The 17941-nt window shown below is 54.3% G+C and carries 14 protein-coding genes; 8 read left to right on the top strand and 6 right to left on the bottom strand.

What is annotated here, in order from left to right:
- The first annotated feature begins 10 nt into the window (after window positions 1-10).
- Window positions 11-700 (top strand): aspartate/glutamate racemase family protein, encoded by a 690-nt coding sequence (locus NR302_RS19755; RefSeq protein WP_258145542.1) that lies wholly within the window; start codon window positions 11-13, stop codon window positions 698-700.
- Between the two features lie 40 nt (window positions 701-740).
- Here NR302_RS19755 and NR302_RS19760 read toward each other — a convergent pair whose 3' ends face one another.
- Entirely contained in the window at window positions 741-1805 is a 1065-nt protein-coding gene (locus NR302_RS19760) for a LacI family DNA-binding transcriptional regulator (RefSeq protein ID WP_258145543.1), read from the bottom strand.
- Window positions 1806-1904: 99 nt separating this feature from the next.
- Between NR302_RS19760 and NR302_RS19765 the strand changes: the two genes are divergently transcribed.
- Entirely contained in the window at window positions 1905-2672 is a 768-nt protein-coding gene (locus NR302_RS19765) for a YdcF family protein (protein WP_258145544.1), read from the top strand.
- A gap of 114 nt (window positions 2673-2786) precedes the next feature.
- Here NR302_RS19765 and NR302_RS19770 read toward each other — a convergent pair whose 3' ends face one another.
- Complete coding sequence (locus NR302_RS19770) at window positions 2787-3698, bottom strand: ketopantoate reductase family protein (RefSeq protein WP_258145545.1); 912 nt, start codon at window positions 3696-3698, stop codon at window positions 2787-2789.
- Between the two features lie 211 nt (window positions 3699-3909).
- Between NR302_RS19770 and fusA the strand changes: the two genes are divergently transcribed.
- Together fusA and NR302_RS19780 are read left to right on the top strand one after the other, a co-directional pair.
- Window positions 3910-6006, top strand: a complete 2097-nt coding sequence (gene fusA, locus NR302_RS19775; RefSeq protein ID WP_258145546.1) for an elongation factor G — start codon at window positions 3910-3912, stop codon at window positions 6004-6006.
- 167 nt (window positions 6007-6173) lie between these two features.
- Window positions 6174-6767, top strand: a complete 594-nt coding sequence (locus tag NR302_RS19780) for a LuxR C-terminal-related transcriptional regulator (RefSeq protein ID WP_258145547.1) — start codon at window positions 6174-6176, stop codon at window positions 6765-6767.
- Between the two features lie 91 nt (window positions 6768-6858).
- On the opposite strand, the gene NR302_RS19785 is transcribed toward NR302_RS19780, so the two are convergent.
- From NR302_RS19785 to NR302_RS19800, 4 genes are all read right to left on the bottom strand, one after another.
- Complete coding sequence (locus NR302_RS19785) at window positions 6859-8025, bottom strand: CfaE/CblD family pilus tip adhesin (RefSeq protein ID WP_258145548.1); 1167 nt, start codon at window positions 8023-8025, stop codon at window positions 6859-6861.
- Window positions 8026-8034: 9 nt separating this feature from the next.
- On the bottom strand, window positions 8035-10773 hold the full coding sequence (locus tag NR302_RS19790) for a TcfC E-set like domain-containing protein (RefSeq protein ID WP_258145549.1): 2739 nt from the start codon (window positions 10771-10773) through the stop codon (window positions 8035-8037).
- Between the two features lie 222 nt (window positions 10774-10995).
- Window positions 10996-11499: a CS1 type fimbrial major subunit gene (locus NR302_RS19795; protein WP_008107322.1), complete on the bottom strand. Its 504-nt coding sequence runs from the start codon at window positions 11497-11499 to the stop codon at window positions 10996-10998.
- A 102-nt stretch (window positions 11500-11601) separates the two neighbouring features.
- The gene (locus tag NR302_RS19800; RefSeq protein WP_258145550.1) at window positions 11602-12396 is read right to left on the bottom strand and encodes a fimbrial protein; all 795 of its coding nucleotides are present in this window, start codon (window positions 12394-12396) and stop codon (window positions 11602-11604) included.
- A 486-nt stretch (window positions 12397-12882) separates the two neighbouring features.
- Here NR302_RS19800 and NR302_RS19805 point away from each other — a divergent pair, with 486 nt between their 5' ends.
- The 4 genes from NR302_RS19805 to NR302_RS19820 all read left to right on the top strand — a co-directional run bounded on the left by NR302_RS19805 (window position 12883) and on the right by NR302_RS19820 (window position 17928).
- On the top strand, window positions 12883-13755 hold the full coding sequence (locus NR302_RS19805; RefSeq protein ID WP_258145551.1) for a hypothetical protein: 873 nt from the start codon (window positions 12883-12885) through the stop codon (window positions 13753-13755).
- A 159-nt stretch (window positions 13756-13914) separates the two neighbouring features.
- Complete coding sequence (locus NR302_RS19810) at window positions 13915-15528, top strand: ABC transporter substrate-binding protein (RefSeq protein WP_258145552.1); 1614 nt, start codon at window positions 13915-13917, stop codon at window positions 15526-15528.
- 225 nt (window positions 15529-15753) lie between these two features.
- Window positions 15754-16278 carry a GNAT family N-acetyltransferase gene (locus NR302_RS19815; RefSeq protein WP_061717677.1) on the top strand — a complete coding sequence of 175 codons (525 nt, stop codon included), beginning with the start codon at window positions 15754-15756 and terminating at the stop codon, window positions 16276-16278.
- 36 nt (window positions 16279-16314) lie between these two features.
- On the top strand, window positions 16315-17928 hold the full coding sequence (locus NR302_RS19820) for an ABC transporter substrate-binding protein (RefSeq protein ID WP_258145553.1): 1614 nt from the start codon (window positions 16315-16317) through the stop codon (window positions 17926-17928).
- The last annotated feature ends 13 nt before the right edge of the window (window positions 17929-17941 follow it).

Consider the following 17941-nt stretch of genomic DNA (forward strand, 5'->3'; position numbering starts at 1 on the left):
AGTTAAGCAGATGAAAATGATCGGTTTGATTGGCGGGATGAGCTGGGAATCCACCGCGCTCTATTACCGTATTATCAATGAACAGGTGAAGCAGCAGCTGGGTGGTTTGCACTCCGCGCGCAGCCTGATGTACAGCGTCGATTTCCACGAAATCGAAAAGCTGCAGGCCGCAGGCGAGTGGCAAAAAGCGGGTGAGATATTGGCAGACGCGGCGATCAGTTTGGAGAAAGGTGGCGCAGATTTTATCGTGCTCTGTACCAACACCATGCACAAAGTCGCGCAGCAGATCACCGATGCGGTCAGCATTCCGCTGCTGCATATCGCCGATGCCACGGCGCAGCGCATTCGTCAGGCGGGCGTGAAAAAAGTCGGTTTGCTGGCTACGGCGTTCACCATGGAGCAGGAATTCTATAAAGGCCGGCTTAATCAGTCGGAGATTGAGGTGCTGGTGCCCGATGCAGCAGGACGCAAAGTGGTGCACGACATCATCTATCAGGAACTCTGTCTTGGCGTGATACGTGATGAATCACGCGCGCAATACCGCAAGATTATTGCCGAGCTGGTGGAGCAGGGCGCAGAAGCCATCATTCTCGGCTGCACCGAAATCACCTTGCTGGTGAAAGCCGAAGACGCTAGCGTTCCGCTGTTCGATACCACCTTAATCCACGCAGAAGACGCCGTAAAACTCGCTCTCTCGTAGGGTCGCCATTCATGGCGACCAAGCGCACCTCACCTATTTATCAGGTGCGCTTCAACTTCCGCGCCAAAATCTGCAACTGCTGCGCAATCTCCGCCACATCCACTTCATCCTGCTGCGGTGCCGCCGTGGTTTCACGCAGTACCAACTCGGTTTCCAGCGTCTTCTCTGTCACATCGCCGCCTTCCAGCTGCGCCAGTAAGCGATCAACACTCACCGCGCCCAACTGCTGCAAATCCTGCCGCACGGTAGTTAACGGCGGCTGATACCACGCGCTTTCCGCCGTATCGTCATAGCCAATCAGCGAAATCTCCGCCGGGATCCTCACGCCATGTTGATGCAGCGCCCGCATCGCGCCGAGCGCCATCTGATCGTTGGCCACCAGCATCGCCTGCGGCAGATGGTCGGGCAACTGCGCCAGCAGCGCCTGATAGCCCGAAGCCGCGCTCCAGTCACCGCTCAACACGCAGAATGGCGTGAGTTGATGCGCCGCCAGCGCCTGCTGCCACGCAGCGAAACGTGCGCGCGCCGATGCAGAACTTGCCGGGCCATTTAACACGCCAATCTGACGATGGCCGAGCGCTACCAGATGATCAACCGCCTGCTGCGCACCGGATTCGCTCTGATACTGGCATTGCGCTACCGCGGCGCTGCGCTCCACGTCGAGAAACAGCACCGGTTTGTTGTCGCACTGTTGCTGAATCTGCGCGGCCTGCGCGGCATCAAGCGGCAGGTTGATCAGCAGCGCATCCACGCGCTGTGCCAGCAGTTCATTCACGGTGTCCTGCGGCGCGCTGTCGGGATTCGCCATGGCGATCACCAGATGATAACCCTGCGCTGCCGCGCGTTGCTGAATCGCCGAAGCGATCTGCGCAGGCGCCATCAAGGCTAAATCACTGGTGGCGAGTCCCAGCGTACGGGTGTTTTTTCCCGCCAGCTGCTGCGCTACGCGATTCGGCACATAGTTGAGCTGCTGCATCGCGGCTTCTACTTTGGCGCGGGTGCGCGGCGAAACCTGTTCGGAATGGTTGAGGACGCGGGAAACGGTTTGATAAGAAACCCCAGCCAGATGAGCAACATCGTCGAGGGTTACGGAGCGCGCAGTCATGAATCTCTCCTGAAGATTAAGCTGCGAGTGTAGCAAATTTTTCCCTGCTGACACGCACTTAAGCCGCTACACTGCCAAAGGTAAAAAGAGGAGAACCGGATGCAACTCAATAACCATCAGATTCAGGATATCAACACCTTGGCGGCTTGGCTGGCGCTGGATCAGATGCCACAAGATGGCACGCTCGACATCGATTTAGCCATTCTCGCCGGTCACGCGGTACTACCGAACGTGGAAGCGGTGATTGCCGTGGCGAAAAAGTATCAGCTGCCGTTATTGATCAGCGGCGGCATTGGCCACTCAACGCCGTTGCTGGTGGAGATGCTCGCCGCGCATCCGCTGTATCGCCAAATCGACAGCAAAGGCAAAAGCGAAGCCGAATTGTTAGGCGATGTCGCCCGCGTCTTTGCCGCGCTGCCGGACGATCTGCTGCTGCTGGAAACCGCCTCACGCAACTGCGGGGAAAACGCCGCCTTCAGCCAGCAGCTGCTGGATGAGCACAAATGGCAACCGCAGCGCGTATTGCTGGTGCAGGATCCGCTGATGCAGCGTCGTACCTGGGAAACCTTCCGCTATCAATGGCGCGATCGTGCGGATGCGCCGGAATTTATCAGCTGGCCGGTGTTTGTGCCGCAGGTGAAGATGGACGCGGGCATGTTGCGCATTATTGGTGCGCCGCCGCAGGGATTGTGGTCGATGGAGCGTTTTCTCTCGCTGCTGATGGGGGAAATCCAGCGCTTGCGTGACGATGAAAATGGTTACGGGCCGCGCGGCAAAGGTTTCCTTGGCCACGTCGAGGTGCCAGAAGAGGTGGAAGCGGGCTGGCAACGCCTGAAGCAGTTGCCAGGCGTGCAGTCAAGGCTATGATGTACCAGTCACTCACACTATCTGCGTAGGGTCGCCATTTATGGCGACCTGGTGCACATAAATGCGCACCCTACGAAAAACCAATCCGGAGATTGTCATCCACGCCGATCCGTTTTATCGACCCTGCACGTACACCTGCAAATTGACATACACCGCGTTCAGCAACGGCGTCACCACGCCGCTACGCTCGCCGCGCACCAGCAGATCGCCAATCACCTGATCGGCCTCAATCTCAAAGCCCTGAGTTAAATCGCGATACATTGACGAGGTCATCGCCGCTTTGGGATTATTGAGCGTCTCATAAATCTTCGCCGTCACCGCCGGGCGCTGCTGATAACCTTCCGCGCTTAGCACCGACAACACTTCACCAAATACACTTTGCAGCAGCGCTTCGCCGCCTTGTGACGTCAGCACCTGTTGCGTATTACCGCGCGCGAGACAACACACCGCACCAAGAGTGCTGAGCAGCAACCATTTTTCCCACAGCTCGCTGATGATGTTGTCGGCAAACACCGTATCAAACTGCGCCGTACGCAGTGCTTCATTCACACGCTGCAAACGCGCATCGTTGTTACCGTCCAGCGCGCCGTAATAGAGGATATGCAGCGGCGTCATCTGCAGCACTTCGCCGTTTTCACCTAACGTGGCGTTGATTTTGCACAGGCCGCCAATCACCTTGTCGCCAAAGCGTGCACGCAGCGTATCGATATGTCGCATGCCGTTGAGGATCGGCATGATCAGCGTGTCAGGACCGACAGCGGGCGCGATGTCGGTCATCGCCTGATCCAGCGCGAAGCTTTTTACCGTCAAAATAATCAGGTCAAAATGCCCATCCAGCGAACCGGCCTGCGCCAGCTGCGGCTGAATCACTTCGCTGCCGGCGGGCGTTTTTAGCACCAGACCGGTCTGCTGCAGTTGCTGAAAGCGGCGCTCGCGCACCAGAAAAGTCACATCACGTCCTGCTTGCGCCAGACGCGCACCGAAATAGCCGCCGGTGGCGCCGGCGCCGACTACCAGAATACGCATGGTCAATTTTCCCGTTGAGAGTGAAAGCCTTACCTTAAAGTGAGCGGCGACGGCTTTCCAGCCCGTAAATGCTGAATCAGATACAAGATTTTAACGATGTTTAAAAAAGGCTCAAACTGTTCGTATTTACTCGTACAATAGGTTTAGGCTGTTGCGCAGCGGCGGGCAATGGTGCGCGCCGCATAATCAGTCGAATGACTAAGGACGCATCATGCCCCGAACCCTCCCCATCGAACGTTATCGCAACATCGGCATCTCCGCGCACATCGATGCCGGTAAAACCACCACCACTGAGCGCATCCTGTTTTACACCGGAATGAGCCACAAGTTAGGTGAAGTGCACGATGGCGCGGCAACCACCGACTGGATGGCGCAGGAGCAGGAGCGTGGTATCACCATTACCTCGGCGGCGGTGAGCTGCTTCTGGCCAGGCATGGACGGCAGCTTTACGCCGCACCGTATCAACATTATCGATACGCCCGGACACGTCGATTTCACCATTGAAGTTGAGCGTTCAATGCGCGTGCTTGATGGCGCGGTGATGGTCTATGACGCCGTCGGCGGCGTGCAGCCGCAGTCCGAAACCGTGTGGCGCCAGGCCAATAAATATCATGTGCCGCGCATCGCCTTCGTTAACAAAATGGATCGTCAGGGCGCGGACTTCTTCCGCGTGGTGCAGATGATGAAAGATCGCCTGCACGCCAATCCGGTGCCGATTGTGATCCCCATCGGAGCGGAAGAGCACTTCAGCGGCGTGGTCGATCTCAACAAAATGCGCGCCATTTACTGGGACGACGCCAGCCAGGGCATGAGCTTCAGCTATGCGCCAATTCCTGCAGAGCTACAGGCACTTGCCGCCGAGTGGCGCGAGAACATGGTGGCAGCAGCGGCAGAAGCCAGCGAAGCACTGATGGATCGCTATCTGGAGCAGGGCGATCTCAGTGAAGACGAGGTCGTTGCCGGATTGCGTCAACGCACGTTGCTCGGCGAAATCCAGCCGATGCTGTGCGGCAGCGCGTTCAAAAACAAAGGCGTGCAGCGCATGCTCGACGCGGTGATTGAACTGATGCCTTCACCGCTCGACGTACCGGCAGTGAGCGGCGTCAACGAGCAGGGCGAACACGACGAACGTCATGCGGATGACAGCGAGCCGTTCTCGGCGCTGGCGTTCAAACTGATGAGCGATCCCTACGTCGGACAGCTGACCTTCGTGCGCGTCTACTCCGGCGTGCTGCGCAAAGGCGACAGCGTATGGAACGCGGTGAAAGGACGCAAAGAGCGCATCGGTCGCATCGTCCAGATGCAGGCCAATGACCGTATCGAGATCGAAGAGATTCGTGCTGGCGATATCGCCGCCTGCGTGGGTTTGAAAGAGGTCACCACCGGCGAAACGTTGTGCGATCCTAATGCGGTGATCACGCTGGAGCGCATGGAGTTTCCCGATCCGGTGATTTCGCTGTCGATTGAGCCGAAAACCAAGAGCGATCAGGAGAAAATGGGCCTGGCGTTGCAGCGGCTGGCGGCCGAAGATCCGTCGTTCCGTCTGCACACCGATGAGGAATCAGGTCAGACGATTATTTCCGGCATGGGCGAGCTGCATCTGGAGATTATCGTGGATCGCATGAAGCGCGAGTTTGGCGTGGAAGCCAACATTGGTCGGCCGCAGGTTACTTATCGCGAAACCATTCGCAAAACGGTGCGCGACGTGGAAGGTAAGTTTGTGCGCCAGTCGGGCGGTAAAGGTCAGTACGGCCATGTGGTGCTGACGCTGGAGCCGCAGCAGGCGGGTGCCGGATTTGCCTTTGAAGATGCTACCAAAGGCGGCGTGGTGCCGCGCGAGTTCATTCCTTCGGTGGAGAAGGGGATTCGTGAAGCGCTGAACAGCGGCGTGCTGGCCGGTTATCCGGTGGTGGACATCAAAGCCACGCTGACGTTTGGTTCGTACCACGATGTCGATTCGTCGGAAATGGCATTCCGCATGGCGGCGATCTTTGGCTTCAAAGCCGCCGCGAAACTGGCCGATCCGGTGATCCTCGAACCGCTGATGCAGGTGGAAGTGGAAACGCCGGAAGAGTATGCCGGTGGCGTGATGGGCGATTTGTCGTCACGCCGCGGTACGCTGCAGGGCATGGATGAACGCTTTGGTGCGCGCATTATTCGCGCCGAAGTGCCGCTGTCCGAGATGTTTGGCTACGCCACCACGCTGCGATCGATGTCGCAAGGCCGCGCAACCTACAGCATGGAGTTTGCGCACTACGCGGAAGCGCCACGCAACGTGGCTGAAAGCATCATCGCCGCGCGCGCCTAGCTTTAGAGTGAAATCAGACCGGGCACAGAGGTAACACTTTGTGCCCGGTCTACTTTTAAATCGACCGGTCGATCATGTGAATTATTTAGCACCAAAAATGGACAGTTAATTTCCGCCGGTAAGCCGATAGTATTCGCAGAATGAGGGATATTTATCGGAAATTAATCATGGATGTCATTTATCTGGATCAGTCTTGCTATCACCAGCAGGGCTTAATTGCGCTGCTGGAACATTCAAATATCACTTGCTGTAATACGCTTCGTGAAATGAAGACGCTGATGAGTGACAGGGAAAAAACCGCCAGCCTTTCACCGATTATTATTTTTGATTTGCCGGTAAACTTCCGCACGGCGCTGGCTCAGATAGATTATCTGACCAGACTGAAAATCACCTTAAATGCGACGCTGATTTTCTTTTCAGATTCAGTGAAAAACAAGATTAATTACAGCACTCATTCCATCACAGCCGATTGTTTTATCGATAAAAAATCTCCAGTCGGCACCATCAGTACCAGGCTGGCGATGATGTTGTGCCAGCATAAAAACGGCCAGCTGTTGGCTGCTCCCGCCATCAATAATCATTTAACCCGTAAAGAATTCAACTTCCTGTGTTGTTTATTCACTTACGAATCGATTGAAGGTGTGGCGAAAATAACCGGTATAAATAAAAAAACACTCTATAGCCATCAGAATAAGATCGTTAAAAAACTCAATTTAAAAAACAGCCTGCATCTCTATCAGCGCTTCACCAATAATTTTTAAATCACCCCGTAGGGTCGCCATTCATGGCGACCTTATTCCCATAAATGCCCATCCTGCAAAACATCGGATAATGTCATCACCGCCCGCGCCATTATTGCGTCGTCGGAGTATAAATAATCCTCAGCGTGCCCTGATAACGCCCCGCTGTTTTTGACGATAAAGTAAAAGGCGGCGTGATGAGTTGTATCGGCGCGGGAACGCACAGCACCGAATTGCTCTGGCCCGGTAACACCACACGTCGCAACACACCTCTGTTAGTGCCGCTCCAGATAATTTCACTGCCGTTCTCAACTGTCTGGCGCGCTTTGGTCAGCGGGTTAATCACTTCAATCGCATAATCGAGACGATTTTGCGCCAGATTTTTGTCCGCGCCTGTGCGATATAACGAAAACAATCCCGTGGCTCTGGCGGGCGCGGCTGCACCTTCGTCCTGAAACAAGATGCTCACTCGGTTGCTGTCAGAATTATTGCCGTCGTACAGGCACATATCCAGCGAACGGCTGCCGCTGACGGTGGTGGTGGCGCGCGCACCGGGGAAGGTTTTTAAACCGAGATCAACCGTGGCGGCCGCATTACCAAACTCCGGCAGATAAATCTGCTGATTACCGTAATCCGTCACCTTAAAGGTCATGCTGGCGATCCAGTCACCCATCTTGGTCACATTGGTACAACCCACGTTCACGTTCTGCGAGTTTCCGGTACAGGAGGTTACTGGCCACTGCATCAGCGACATTTTCAGCGTTGCGCTCCAGGTGCCCGCCGACGGGAATTTACTCAGCTCGGAAGAGGGAAGATAGGCCGAATAATCGGTGCCATCGCCACGCGGCGTGACGGCTCCGCCAAAGGCATTCATCGGCACCTGATTGGTCGCCACCACCACATTATTCAATGAGCGCCTTTTGGTGAGATAGACATTCAGTACCAACGTCTGTTTGGTGCTGCTTTCGGTAAACAATAGCGGCACGGGATAGGGTGACGGAGACGCTTCCAGCCAGACAGGTAATGTCAGGCAGGCACCATATTGATTGCTGGTGCGCGACTGGCAAACCAGCGTGTTGCGGCCCCATTTTGGCGCGTCGTTGGTATCGTAACCGCCATTTTCATTGGTCCAGATCGGCAATTGCGCCGGCACTGACATACGGTCAAACGTCACCGCAACGCTGGTATTGCGTCCAGAAGGCGTGAGCATGGCCGCCTGCGCCAATGTGTTGACCATTAACCAAAACAGCGTCAGCGCGCTAAGAAAGCTACTTTTCATCCAAAATCCCTATTGTTGTTGCGGCGCAGAAGGCGCGGTGCGAGCCAGCGGAACCTCATCCGCCTGGCGGGTGACAATCAGCATTTTTGCTCGTTGCTGCACATCCTGCGGCACTGAAGCCAGTTCGATAGGTTTGCAGTCGCTATCGCCGACGTAACGCACCACGTCATGGGTGCTTTTCACCTTCATTTCACAGCGGTACATCTGCATGCCGCGCACCATGTAGAGATTTTTTATGCGGTGATCGGTCTCAGCGCTGAATCCGCCCTGGCCTAAACCGGACCAGCTGGCGACATTCAGCGGCGTGGCACCTTTCAGTGGAAGCTGTTGATTGATCATCAGCCTGCCGAGCCAGGTGTAGCGCGAAACAATATTCACCTTGCTAACCAACATGCGCCCCGGCGCGATGAACAGCGTGCGTCGTCCGGCACCTTGAGTAATTTCGCTGCGCATACCGTCGGTGGATTCGATGGAATCATTGATGCTGATCGCGCTCTGGGTGTAAGCCGGTACGCTGAAGAGCGTGCGGCCGGTGCCGTGCAGGCTGGCGCTGCCTGCGCCATCAACCGAGATATCCACCCGGGTATCGCGACTCTCATCGCTGCTTGCCACATGCAAACCGACCGCCGCACCGGGCAGGCCGTTGCCCCATTTGCCCCAGTACAGACCGGAACGCGCCACCGCCAAAGAGGAGTTATAGCTGCCGCTGCTGCTAAAGCGTTGAGCGGATGAACCGGACGATGCCGAGCTGACCGCCAGGCTGCCGCTGCCGTATTCGCCGCCGGTTTTGCCATAAACGGAAGCATTCAGCTTGTTCTCCTGATTACCGTTAAGGTTCACGCCAATTTCCTGCTGATTCTGCGCATCGAAATACCAGTTCTGCGCCACGTTATAGCCAATCTGATCTTTGTTATTGCGATCGGTTTGGTAGGTCATGCCGAGCGAACTGTAGCTCGAACGTGAATTGACGGTCGGGGTGCTGACGCGCGAGAGTGAAACTGAGAGGAAGCCGCCGTTATCGCGCTGGGTTCCGCTGCTGCTGGTGCGGGTAAAGAGATTGGCGCTGGTATTAATATTGATGCCGTTGACGCTAAAACCGCGCCCAAGGCCAGCCTGCCAGGTGGTGGTCTGCGTTTTGCTGTAGAGGTTGCGGCGCGCCCACTGCGGCACGACCGCGTTATCATCCAGTTGAACGGGCAGCACATTGCGGCCCTCATTCTTGCTGGCGCTGTAGCCGGCATTCAGATACCAGCTTTTCACCGGCACGCTGAACATTAGGCTACTGCTCTGGTAGCACCCGCTGAAACCGTATTGCCCACCGTTGTTGCTGTAGCAGTCCTGTGCATACAAGGCGCTGCGGTAGAAACTAAGGGAGAATCCATCGTTATAGGCGACCTGCTGGATATTGCCGCGCGAGCCTTCGCTGCCTTTCAGGTAGCTAAAGCGGGTGGTGAGAATGCCGTCGAGCAGCGGGTTATCAAATCCATGACTCCAGTCGAGCGCGCTTTCGATAAAGCGGTTGCGGTTGGTCACGGCAACACCGCCGGTCAGCGCGGCGTCTTGTGTCACAGGCACTTTGATGCCCGCCTGCATCACGCGGCGGTCGGCACCCTGTTGTGATGCAGCGCCGTTGCCCTGCATCTCGCGATTGGGAATGGTTCCGCCTTGTACAAACCATTCAATGTTCTGGCTGGTGGCATTGCCGGTACGACTAAAAGGTACCTGTTCGGTACGTGACAACTGATTATCTTCATAAATGCGCAACGACACGCTGTAGCTGCCATTGGGAAAGGCGCTGGTATCGAGGTTTTGCGTGCCCGCATTGAGGTAAAAGGTGCCCAGCAGTTGCTGCCCGCGATAAGCATCAATACGCGATGGACGCGTAATAAACACCGTCACCGGCGTGCCCTGCGCCGCTTGTGCGCGGTTCATCCAGGCTAGCGTCGAACCGACGCGCGCGCCTTCGATGGTGCTAAGCGGCAACTGGCTTAAGGTAATGTTGCCGCCGGCGTTGCTAAAGATATCGCGCGAATCCATGCGTCCGGCCTGCACGTAATAGCGCTTGCCGAGATCGCGGCGCAGAAACACGTTGTTAAAGCGTACTTCCTGATGACTCTGCTGACGGTATTTTTGCGCCAGATAGTCCCAGTCGATACCGGCATAGCTGTTTTCAGTGAGTCCGAGCGCGCCCGCACCCTGTAGGGATAGCGTCTGGTCATCGCGATTGGTGACGAAATTGATATTCTGCTGATGAATGAACGCCGCTTCCGTTTCGGCGGTCTGCTGGTAGTAGGGCGATGCGTTGTCTACCGCCAGCGGCACAAATTCCGGGCCGAGAAACAGCGCCACTTTGGCATTATTTTCGTCATAGATCAGCGCGAGGGAATCGGTTTCCAGATAGTCGCAGCCTGCTGCGCCGCCGTTGCTGCTGCATGCCTTGTTGCCGTTGCGTGCCAGCGGTTCACTTATCAGATGGTCTAAGCGTTTATCCTGCTGCGGATCCTTTTGATAATGCTGCATCACCGCCCGTGCAACCTGATGCGGTTTTAAGAACGTGACGGTATCAAGCGAGACAGAGGCTTCAAACAGGCCGAGCGATTGCCCGTAAACAGAAAGGTTGACCCACAGCGTCTGGCCGGTAACCAGCGATTCAAAACCAGGCGGAACCTGCGTGGCAGCGCGGGGTGCAAGAGAGGGGATCAGGGTAATGAAAGAGGCGATTAAAACGACGCGAATATTGACCTTCATTACAGCATCCTGCTGAAAAAGAATAATAAGGGGGGCGATCTGCCTAATGCCGCTCACTTAAGCAATATATTGCCTATGTAAGCAGGCGCGCATGAATGCGCACCCTACGAAAACCTCGCCAACTGCTGTAGGGTCGCCATTCATGGCGACCGATTACGCTTAACTGACGTGCATTAGGGGCGAGCTGCCCCCCGAAATAATTGATCAGTCAATACCGACAAATTAGCTCTGCGTGGTGGCCTGAGTAATTAACAAGCTGATCACGCCGGAATAGGTACCGGTTGCCAGCACGCCTTGCGTGGTCTGCGAGATTTTCAGTGGCAATACTGACGAACCGTTGGCGGTACCCGCCGGGAACAGCGAGGCGTAAGTCAGCGGTGTGTTGGTGGTGGTAATCGGTTTTAAATCCGCGCCCAGCGTGACGGTCAAGGGTACCGCTGTACCGGTGACGGTATTGTTAAGCTGAGCAGCGCTCACCAGCGCAACGTTAATATTGGCGGTTTGCGAGTTCGACCAGATTTTGGTGTCCAGTGAATAGGTAGACAAACCACGGCCCGGAATATATTGCATATTAATGGTACCCGGTAATGCGGTTCCGTCCGCCTGGGTCATATCGACCGTCGAATCGACATTCGCATTCACCGTAATATCTTTCTGCACCGCCTGTGCATTAAATACAGCCGTTAACGCAGCAGCGATGACAAGTGGTTTGATTAATTTTTGCATTTGTAGCTCCGTGAAAATCCTTGTACTGGCCGTAAATGACCGTCTCATGGGTAGTAAACTGCTTTATAACAAACAGGTTGTTATTCCTTTAATAGGTGCTGATCATTGTCCGATGACGTACTCGGCAAAATTCCGCGTGTTGAGATCAACATATTTAATTCTGACTTCCTGAGCAGCGCTTAATTCTGCCGAACTCCAGGCTTTGAAGCGCAGTGTTTCATCCGGATAAACCGTGGCGTGTTCTTTTTTCCACTGGCAGCTGCTGATGTGTTGTTTTGAGCAAACCGCCACCTCACGAATCACTACGCGTACCGTACCTGAATTCTTGACTTCGCCCGATGTGGATGCAGTAAGCGATAACCTGGCATTGCGCGGCGGAATATGGACCAGCACGCCCCAGACTAAATTGATGCCGACCTGATTGCTGATGTTATTATTCGGCAGCGATTTATCTTTCAATTCATCCGGGGCAGCAACGGCCTCAAAGTAGACGCGCCAGGCGGTTTCTTTTTCCGGCGGTTGTAATGAAATCAGCCGAATGATGCGTTGAGAACCGGAAGCGAGCGCGAACTTATCCGGTGTGGCGATAAGCGAGCGAGAAACGGCATCCTCAACCAATATCTCTTTTTCAAACGGTGTCGCAGGACGCTCAATTCGCTTGATGCTGACGCGAATAAACTGCGCTTCACCGCTCTGTGATAATGTCTGCACCTGCGCCGCACCCTGATTATTCAGAGTGACTTCCATTGGATAGACACTCATATTTGCCCATGCTGATGGCATAGCAATAAAACCCATGAGGATCAGAGGGTAAGCGAGTTTTTTTAGCAGATAATTATTGGGTGAAATACCCCATGAAAAGCCGTGATGCAGCATCTTTTGCGGTGAATCGTCCATGATAAATCCTTATTAAATCCATTAAAAACCTGTCGGATATTCCCTGTAAAAATCGGTATGGCTATAAGCCAGCGTGGCTTAATCAAGCGGAATAACCGTGCGTTAAGAAAGTTCTCATACGGGCTTTGTTAAGTCACTGTCCATTTTTGTGGTTAATTTTTTTAAGCTGTGCTGCAAAGTGAATACTTGCCAAAATATCGCAACCTAACTTAATGAAATAGCTATAAAAACAAAGATTAATTTACAGGCTTAGAAATGGTCTTGTCAGGTTAAAATAAAATCAGGCTTTACAAAAAATAGCGCATTGGTGGTAAGATCGTACTCGGAAGGGCAAAAAGACCCTTGTTAATCTTAAAATGTTAACCTCAGAAACAATGCCTCCCAAAAGCATCATCAACCGATTCTCAACCGGCTTTAAAATAACGTATGAGAAGGTGGGTGGTTTTTTAAATATTTATAATTGATAACCAGGCACAACACAGCAATATGAAAAGCAAACAGCAACTCACAGCATTAATTTATCATCGTGCCGCAGAGATTAAGTCAAATAAAAACATCTCGTTAGTTATGCAGAAGCATTACAAACTGTTGTTTAGACTGTATCTGACTAAGCCGCTCTATTTTAAAGTCATTTTTAAAGCCAATCGCTTCATTATTGGTTCGGCGATCATGGCGTACTCCTTCACTTCAGCAAACCCAACTCTGCGTGATGTAAAAGACTTTTGTAAGAAAACCGGCCTGATTAGCGACAACACCATTGACTCCTTTCTGCTGTTTATTCGGGTAGGTGGACGTATGGAAGTTAAAAAGGATGCGCAGGATAAACGCAAGTTAACCTACACGGTGACCAACAAAGCACTGGATGAAACCCGCGCCTTAATTAATACCATGATGATCCCTTACGGCATGTTGTATGAAGATTTCGACGTTTCGGCATGCCTGAAAATGGAAAATTTCCATGCCGAATACTTCAAAAAATACGCTGAAATTACCCTCAAGCATGTCTACTTATTCGATATGGTGCCAGAGAGTAAAGCCTTCATTTTCAGGGATGCCGGGCATATGCTGCTGATGGATCTTTACATCGAAAGTCTGCAACAAAAAACCACCGTTATTGAGTACAACTACCTGAAAGCGTCACTGAAATGTGGCGTTTCGCGCTCGCACATCAAACGCTGTCTGCAGGACGCTGAAGCGGCGGGGTTGCTGACGCTGGACAAAGCCAGCAATACGCTCATTTTGCATCTCTCCTTTATGCAGATGGCGCTGGATTATTTTGCGGTCTATATGGCAATGGTCGAGTACGGTTTGCGCGGTTTATCGGGTGTGCCTCCGCTACCGGCGAGCTTACCGCAATAATCTGATTTTTCGCTTATTGGTGAATTGCCATATTCAACAAATCGATTGCCACTATTGTCGTTTTACATTTATTTGTCCGGGTTTTAATAATTCAGCGGGAATTAATACAGGCCAGATTAAGGCCATACATAATATTTACCTGCAATCACCAAGGACAATATGAAATTAACTTCAATAGCTTTGGCATTAGGTTTTAGCCTGCTGGGAAACGCGTTTAATGCTGTGGCCGCCGATCAACCGGTTAGCGGTGGCAGCCTGACTGTCGGTGTTGAAACCGAACCGACCACTTTTAACCCACAGCTTAACGGCCAGGACAAAGCAGAAATCACGCTGCGTAACTTCTGGGAATCGCTGCTGGCGCGCCGTCCGGACGGCAGTTTTGTGCCGTGGCTGGCGCAAAGTTATGAGGCCAGCCAGGATGGCAAAGTGATTCGCTTTAATCTGCGTCAGGACGTCACCTTCTCCAACGGCGAGAAGTTCGATGCCAACGCGGTGGCTGAGAACTTCCGCCAAACTCAGGTCGCGCAATATTGCGCTGGCACCAGTTTGTGCCTGATGGGTTCGCACATCGAGAAAATTGAAACGCCGGACGATCACACTGTGGTGATCACCCTGAAAGAGGTTTACTCACCCTTCCTTTCTTTCGCAGCGGGCTTGCAGATTCTGGCACCGGCCAGCTGGAAATCACCAGAGCTGAAATCGGGCGGCAAAGATCTGGCGGGCACTGGGCCGTTTATTCTCGAAAGCTATGAGAAAGGCCAGCAGGTGACCTACGTTAAAAACCCGAAATATAACTGGGCACCGGCCACCGCGAAGCATCAGGGACTGGCGTATCTCGATCGCGTTACCTATCGCTTCCTGCCGGAATCCTCGGTGCGCACTGGCGCGCTGCTGTCGGGCCAGGTTGATGCCATTGAAGGCATTTCGGGTAACGATGCCGGTGAATTCAAAGACAATCCCGACTTTACCTATCAACATGCACTGAACACCGGTACGCCGTATTCGCTGTTCCTCAACGTGGAATATGGCCCGACGCAGGATGTGAAAGTGCGTCAGGCGTTACTGCAAGGTCTGGATATCGATCCGCTGCTGAAGTCGGTGTATCGCGGCGAGCGTACCCGCGCGTGGGGCATCACGTCGCCCATTGATCCGCTTTACAACAAAGAGCTGGAGGGCAAATACGGTAACAATCCGGATGCGGCTAACAAGCTGCTGGATGAAGCCGGCTGGAAAACGCGTGATGGTGAAGGTTTTCGCACTAAAGAGGGCCAGCGTCTGCGCATTGAGTTAATTCAGGCGCAGGCGACGGTGCGCGATCAGCGCGATGTGCTGCTGCAAGCAATTCAGGCACAGGCGCGTCAGCGTCTTGGCGTCGATCTCAAGCTGAACTACGTGGATTCCGGTACGTATGCGGATGTGCGTAAAAGCGGCAAGTTCGGCACCATCGCCAACTCCAACACGCCAACCGATGGTGTGGATATCGAAAACCACTATCGTCCGATCGCCCAGGGCGGCGCAATTAACTACAGCCGCGTCAACGATGAGAAGATCAATGGCTTGCTGGATAAAGCCGCCAGCACGCTGGATCTTAAGCAGCGCCGCGATTTCTACAGCCAACTGCAGCAAGTCGCGTTACCGCAGCTGGCATTGGCAGTGCCGCTCTACGAACCGGAAGATCAGTTAGCCACCGCCAGCTACGTGCATGGCTACGGTTTCCGCAGCTATAAGCAGATGCCAGAAAGCGTTTACGATGTGTGGGTAACCAAACCGTAATTTTAACTCTGTAGGGTCGCCATTTATGGCGACCTGGCTTTTACATTGGCACCACACGGTCGCCATTAATGGCGACCCTACGCGATGGTTATTTCCGCGCGGATTATTGCCTCGCCATAAAATACCATTTCCCATATTCAACAAATCGATTGCCGTTATTCTCGGTTTACTTTAATCCGCCGGATTTTAATACTTTCGGCAGGATTGAATAAGGAAACGGTCACCATGAGTCAGCTAATTGAAGTTGCCAAGCCCGATGATGCGGAAGAAATATTTGCGCTGTTGCAGCGTGCCTACGCCGCGCTGGTGGCGCTGGATGTGCACTTCACCATTTCACAGGGCAACGTCGAGCAGGTTCGCCGCGTCATCGAGCAGGAAACCGTGCTGGTGCTACGCAAATGGAAACGCGCGGTAGCGACCGTCACGGTGCGTTTTCCGTGGCAGCAGGATGAAAATGCACCTTCATCGCTGCCGTTTATCCACTGGTTCGCCGTCGATCCTGATTACAAAGGGCAGGGCTTTGGCCGCGACATCATCACCTACGCCGAAGAAACTCTGCTGAAAGAGACGCTGAAAGCGCCGGGCGTCTATCTCGCCACCGCCATCAAGCATCCGTGGCTGAGCGAGCTCTATCTGCGTCGCGGTTATCAACCGTTTCATCACCGCACCAATCCATTAGGCGAAGCGCTGGTGTTTCTGAAAAAGGAATTCAACCCGCCAGCCGATCAACCCATCGCCAAAATCGCCTGAACAACTAAAAAAGCACCTGCAACCACCAAGGATCTTATGAAAGCGAATTCAATCACTCTCGCACTGGGTGTCATCTGCCTGCTGGGAAGCGCATCACTTTTCGCCGCTGAGCAACCACGCAGCGGTGGCAGCTTAACCTTTGGCGTCGAAACCGAACCGGTACCGTTTAACCCGCAGCTGAATGGGCAATCCAAGGCGGAAGTGACACTGCGCAACGTGTGGGAATCGCTGCTGGCGCGCCGTACTGACGGCAGTTTCGTACCCTGGCTGGCAGAAAGTTATGAGGTCAGTCCGGACGGTAAAACGTATCGCTTTAGCCTGCGCCGTGATGTCACCTTCTCCAACGGCGAGAAGCTGGATGCCAACGCGGTGGCGGAGAACTTCCGCCATGTGCAGGATGCGAAGTATTGCGCCGGCAGCAGCATCTGCGCCCTGGGCGCGCGCATTGCCAACGTGGCGACGCCGGACGATCACACCGTTACCATCACGCTGAAGCAGGGCTATTCGCCGTTCCTGTCGTTCGCCGCCAAATTGCAGATTCTGGCGCCGGCCAGCTGGAATTCACCGCAGCTGAAAGCCGGTGGCAAAGAGATCGCCGGCACCGGGCCATTTATTATCGAGAGCTACGAGAAAGGCCAGCAGGTGACGTTGGTGCGCAATCCGCATTACAACTGGGCGCCCGCCACCGCCAAACATCAAGGTCCGGCGTATCTGGAACGCGTGACCTATCGCTTCCTGCCGGAATCTTCGGTGCGCACCGGCGCGCTATTGTCCGGTCAGTTGGACGCGATTGAAGGCATCTCCGGCAATGACGCCGGTGAATTCAAAGACAATCCCGACTTCACCTATCAGCATGCGCTGAATACCGGCACGCCGTATTCGCTGTTCCTCAACGTGGAATACGGGCCGACGCAGGATGTGAAAGTGCGTCAGGCATTACTGCAAGGGCTGGATATCGATCCGCTGCTCAAGTCGGTGTATCGCGGTGAACGCACCCGCGCGTGGGGCATTACCTCGCCGGTCGATCCGCTCTACAACAACGATCTCGAAGGTCAGTACGGTAACAATCCCGCCGCCGCCAACCAGCTGCTGGACGAAGCGGGCTGGCAAACGCGCGACAGCGACGGTTTCCGCACCAAAGACGGCCAGCGTTTGAGCATTGAGGTGATTCAGGCGCAGGCAACGGTGCGCGATCAGCGCGATGTGCTGCTACAGGCGGTACAAGCGCAGGCGCGTCAGCGTCTCGGCGTGGACCTCAAACTGCGCTACGTCGATTCCGGCACCTATACCGACGTGCGTAACACCGGCCACTTCGGCTCGATTGCTAACTCGAATACCGAAACCGACGGCATTGATATCGAAAACCACTATCGCCCGGTGAAAGCCGGCGGGCCGATTAACTACAGCCGCGTCAACAGCCCGCAAATCAACGGCTGGCTCGATCAGGCAGCAGCGACGCTGGATATCAATCAGCGCCGTAAATTCTACAGCCAGCTGCAGCAATACGCGCTGCCACAGCAGGCGCTGGCGATCCCGTTGTATGAACCCGAAGACCAGATCGCCACCGCCAGCTATGTGCACGGTGCCGGTTTCCGCAGTTTTAAACAGATGCCGGAGAACGCGTACGACATCTGGCTCAGCGACCACTAATCAGGAGGCGAAG

Origin of the sequence: Pantoea sp. SOD02, assembly GCF_024707505.1 — a bacterium.
Lineage (GTDB): Bacteria > Pseudomonadota > Gammaproteobacteria > Enterobacterales > Enterobacteriaceae > Pantoea > Pantoea symbiotica.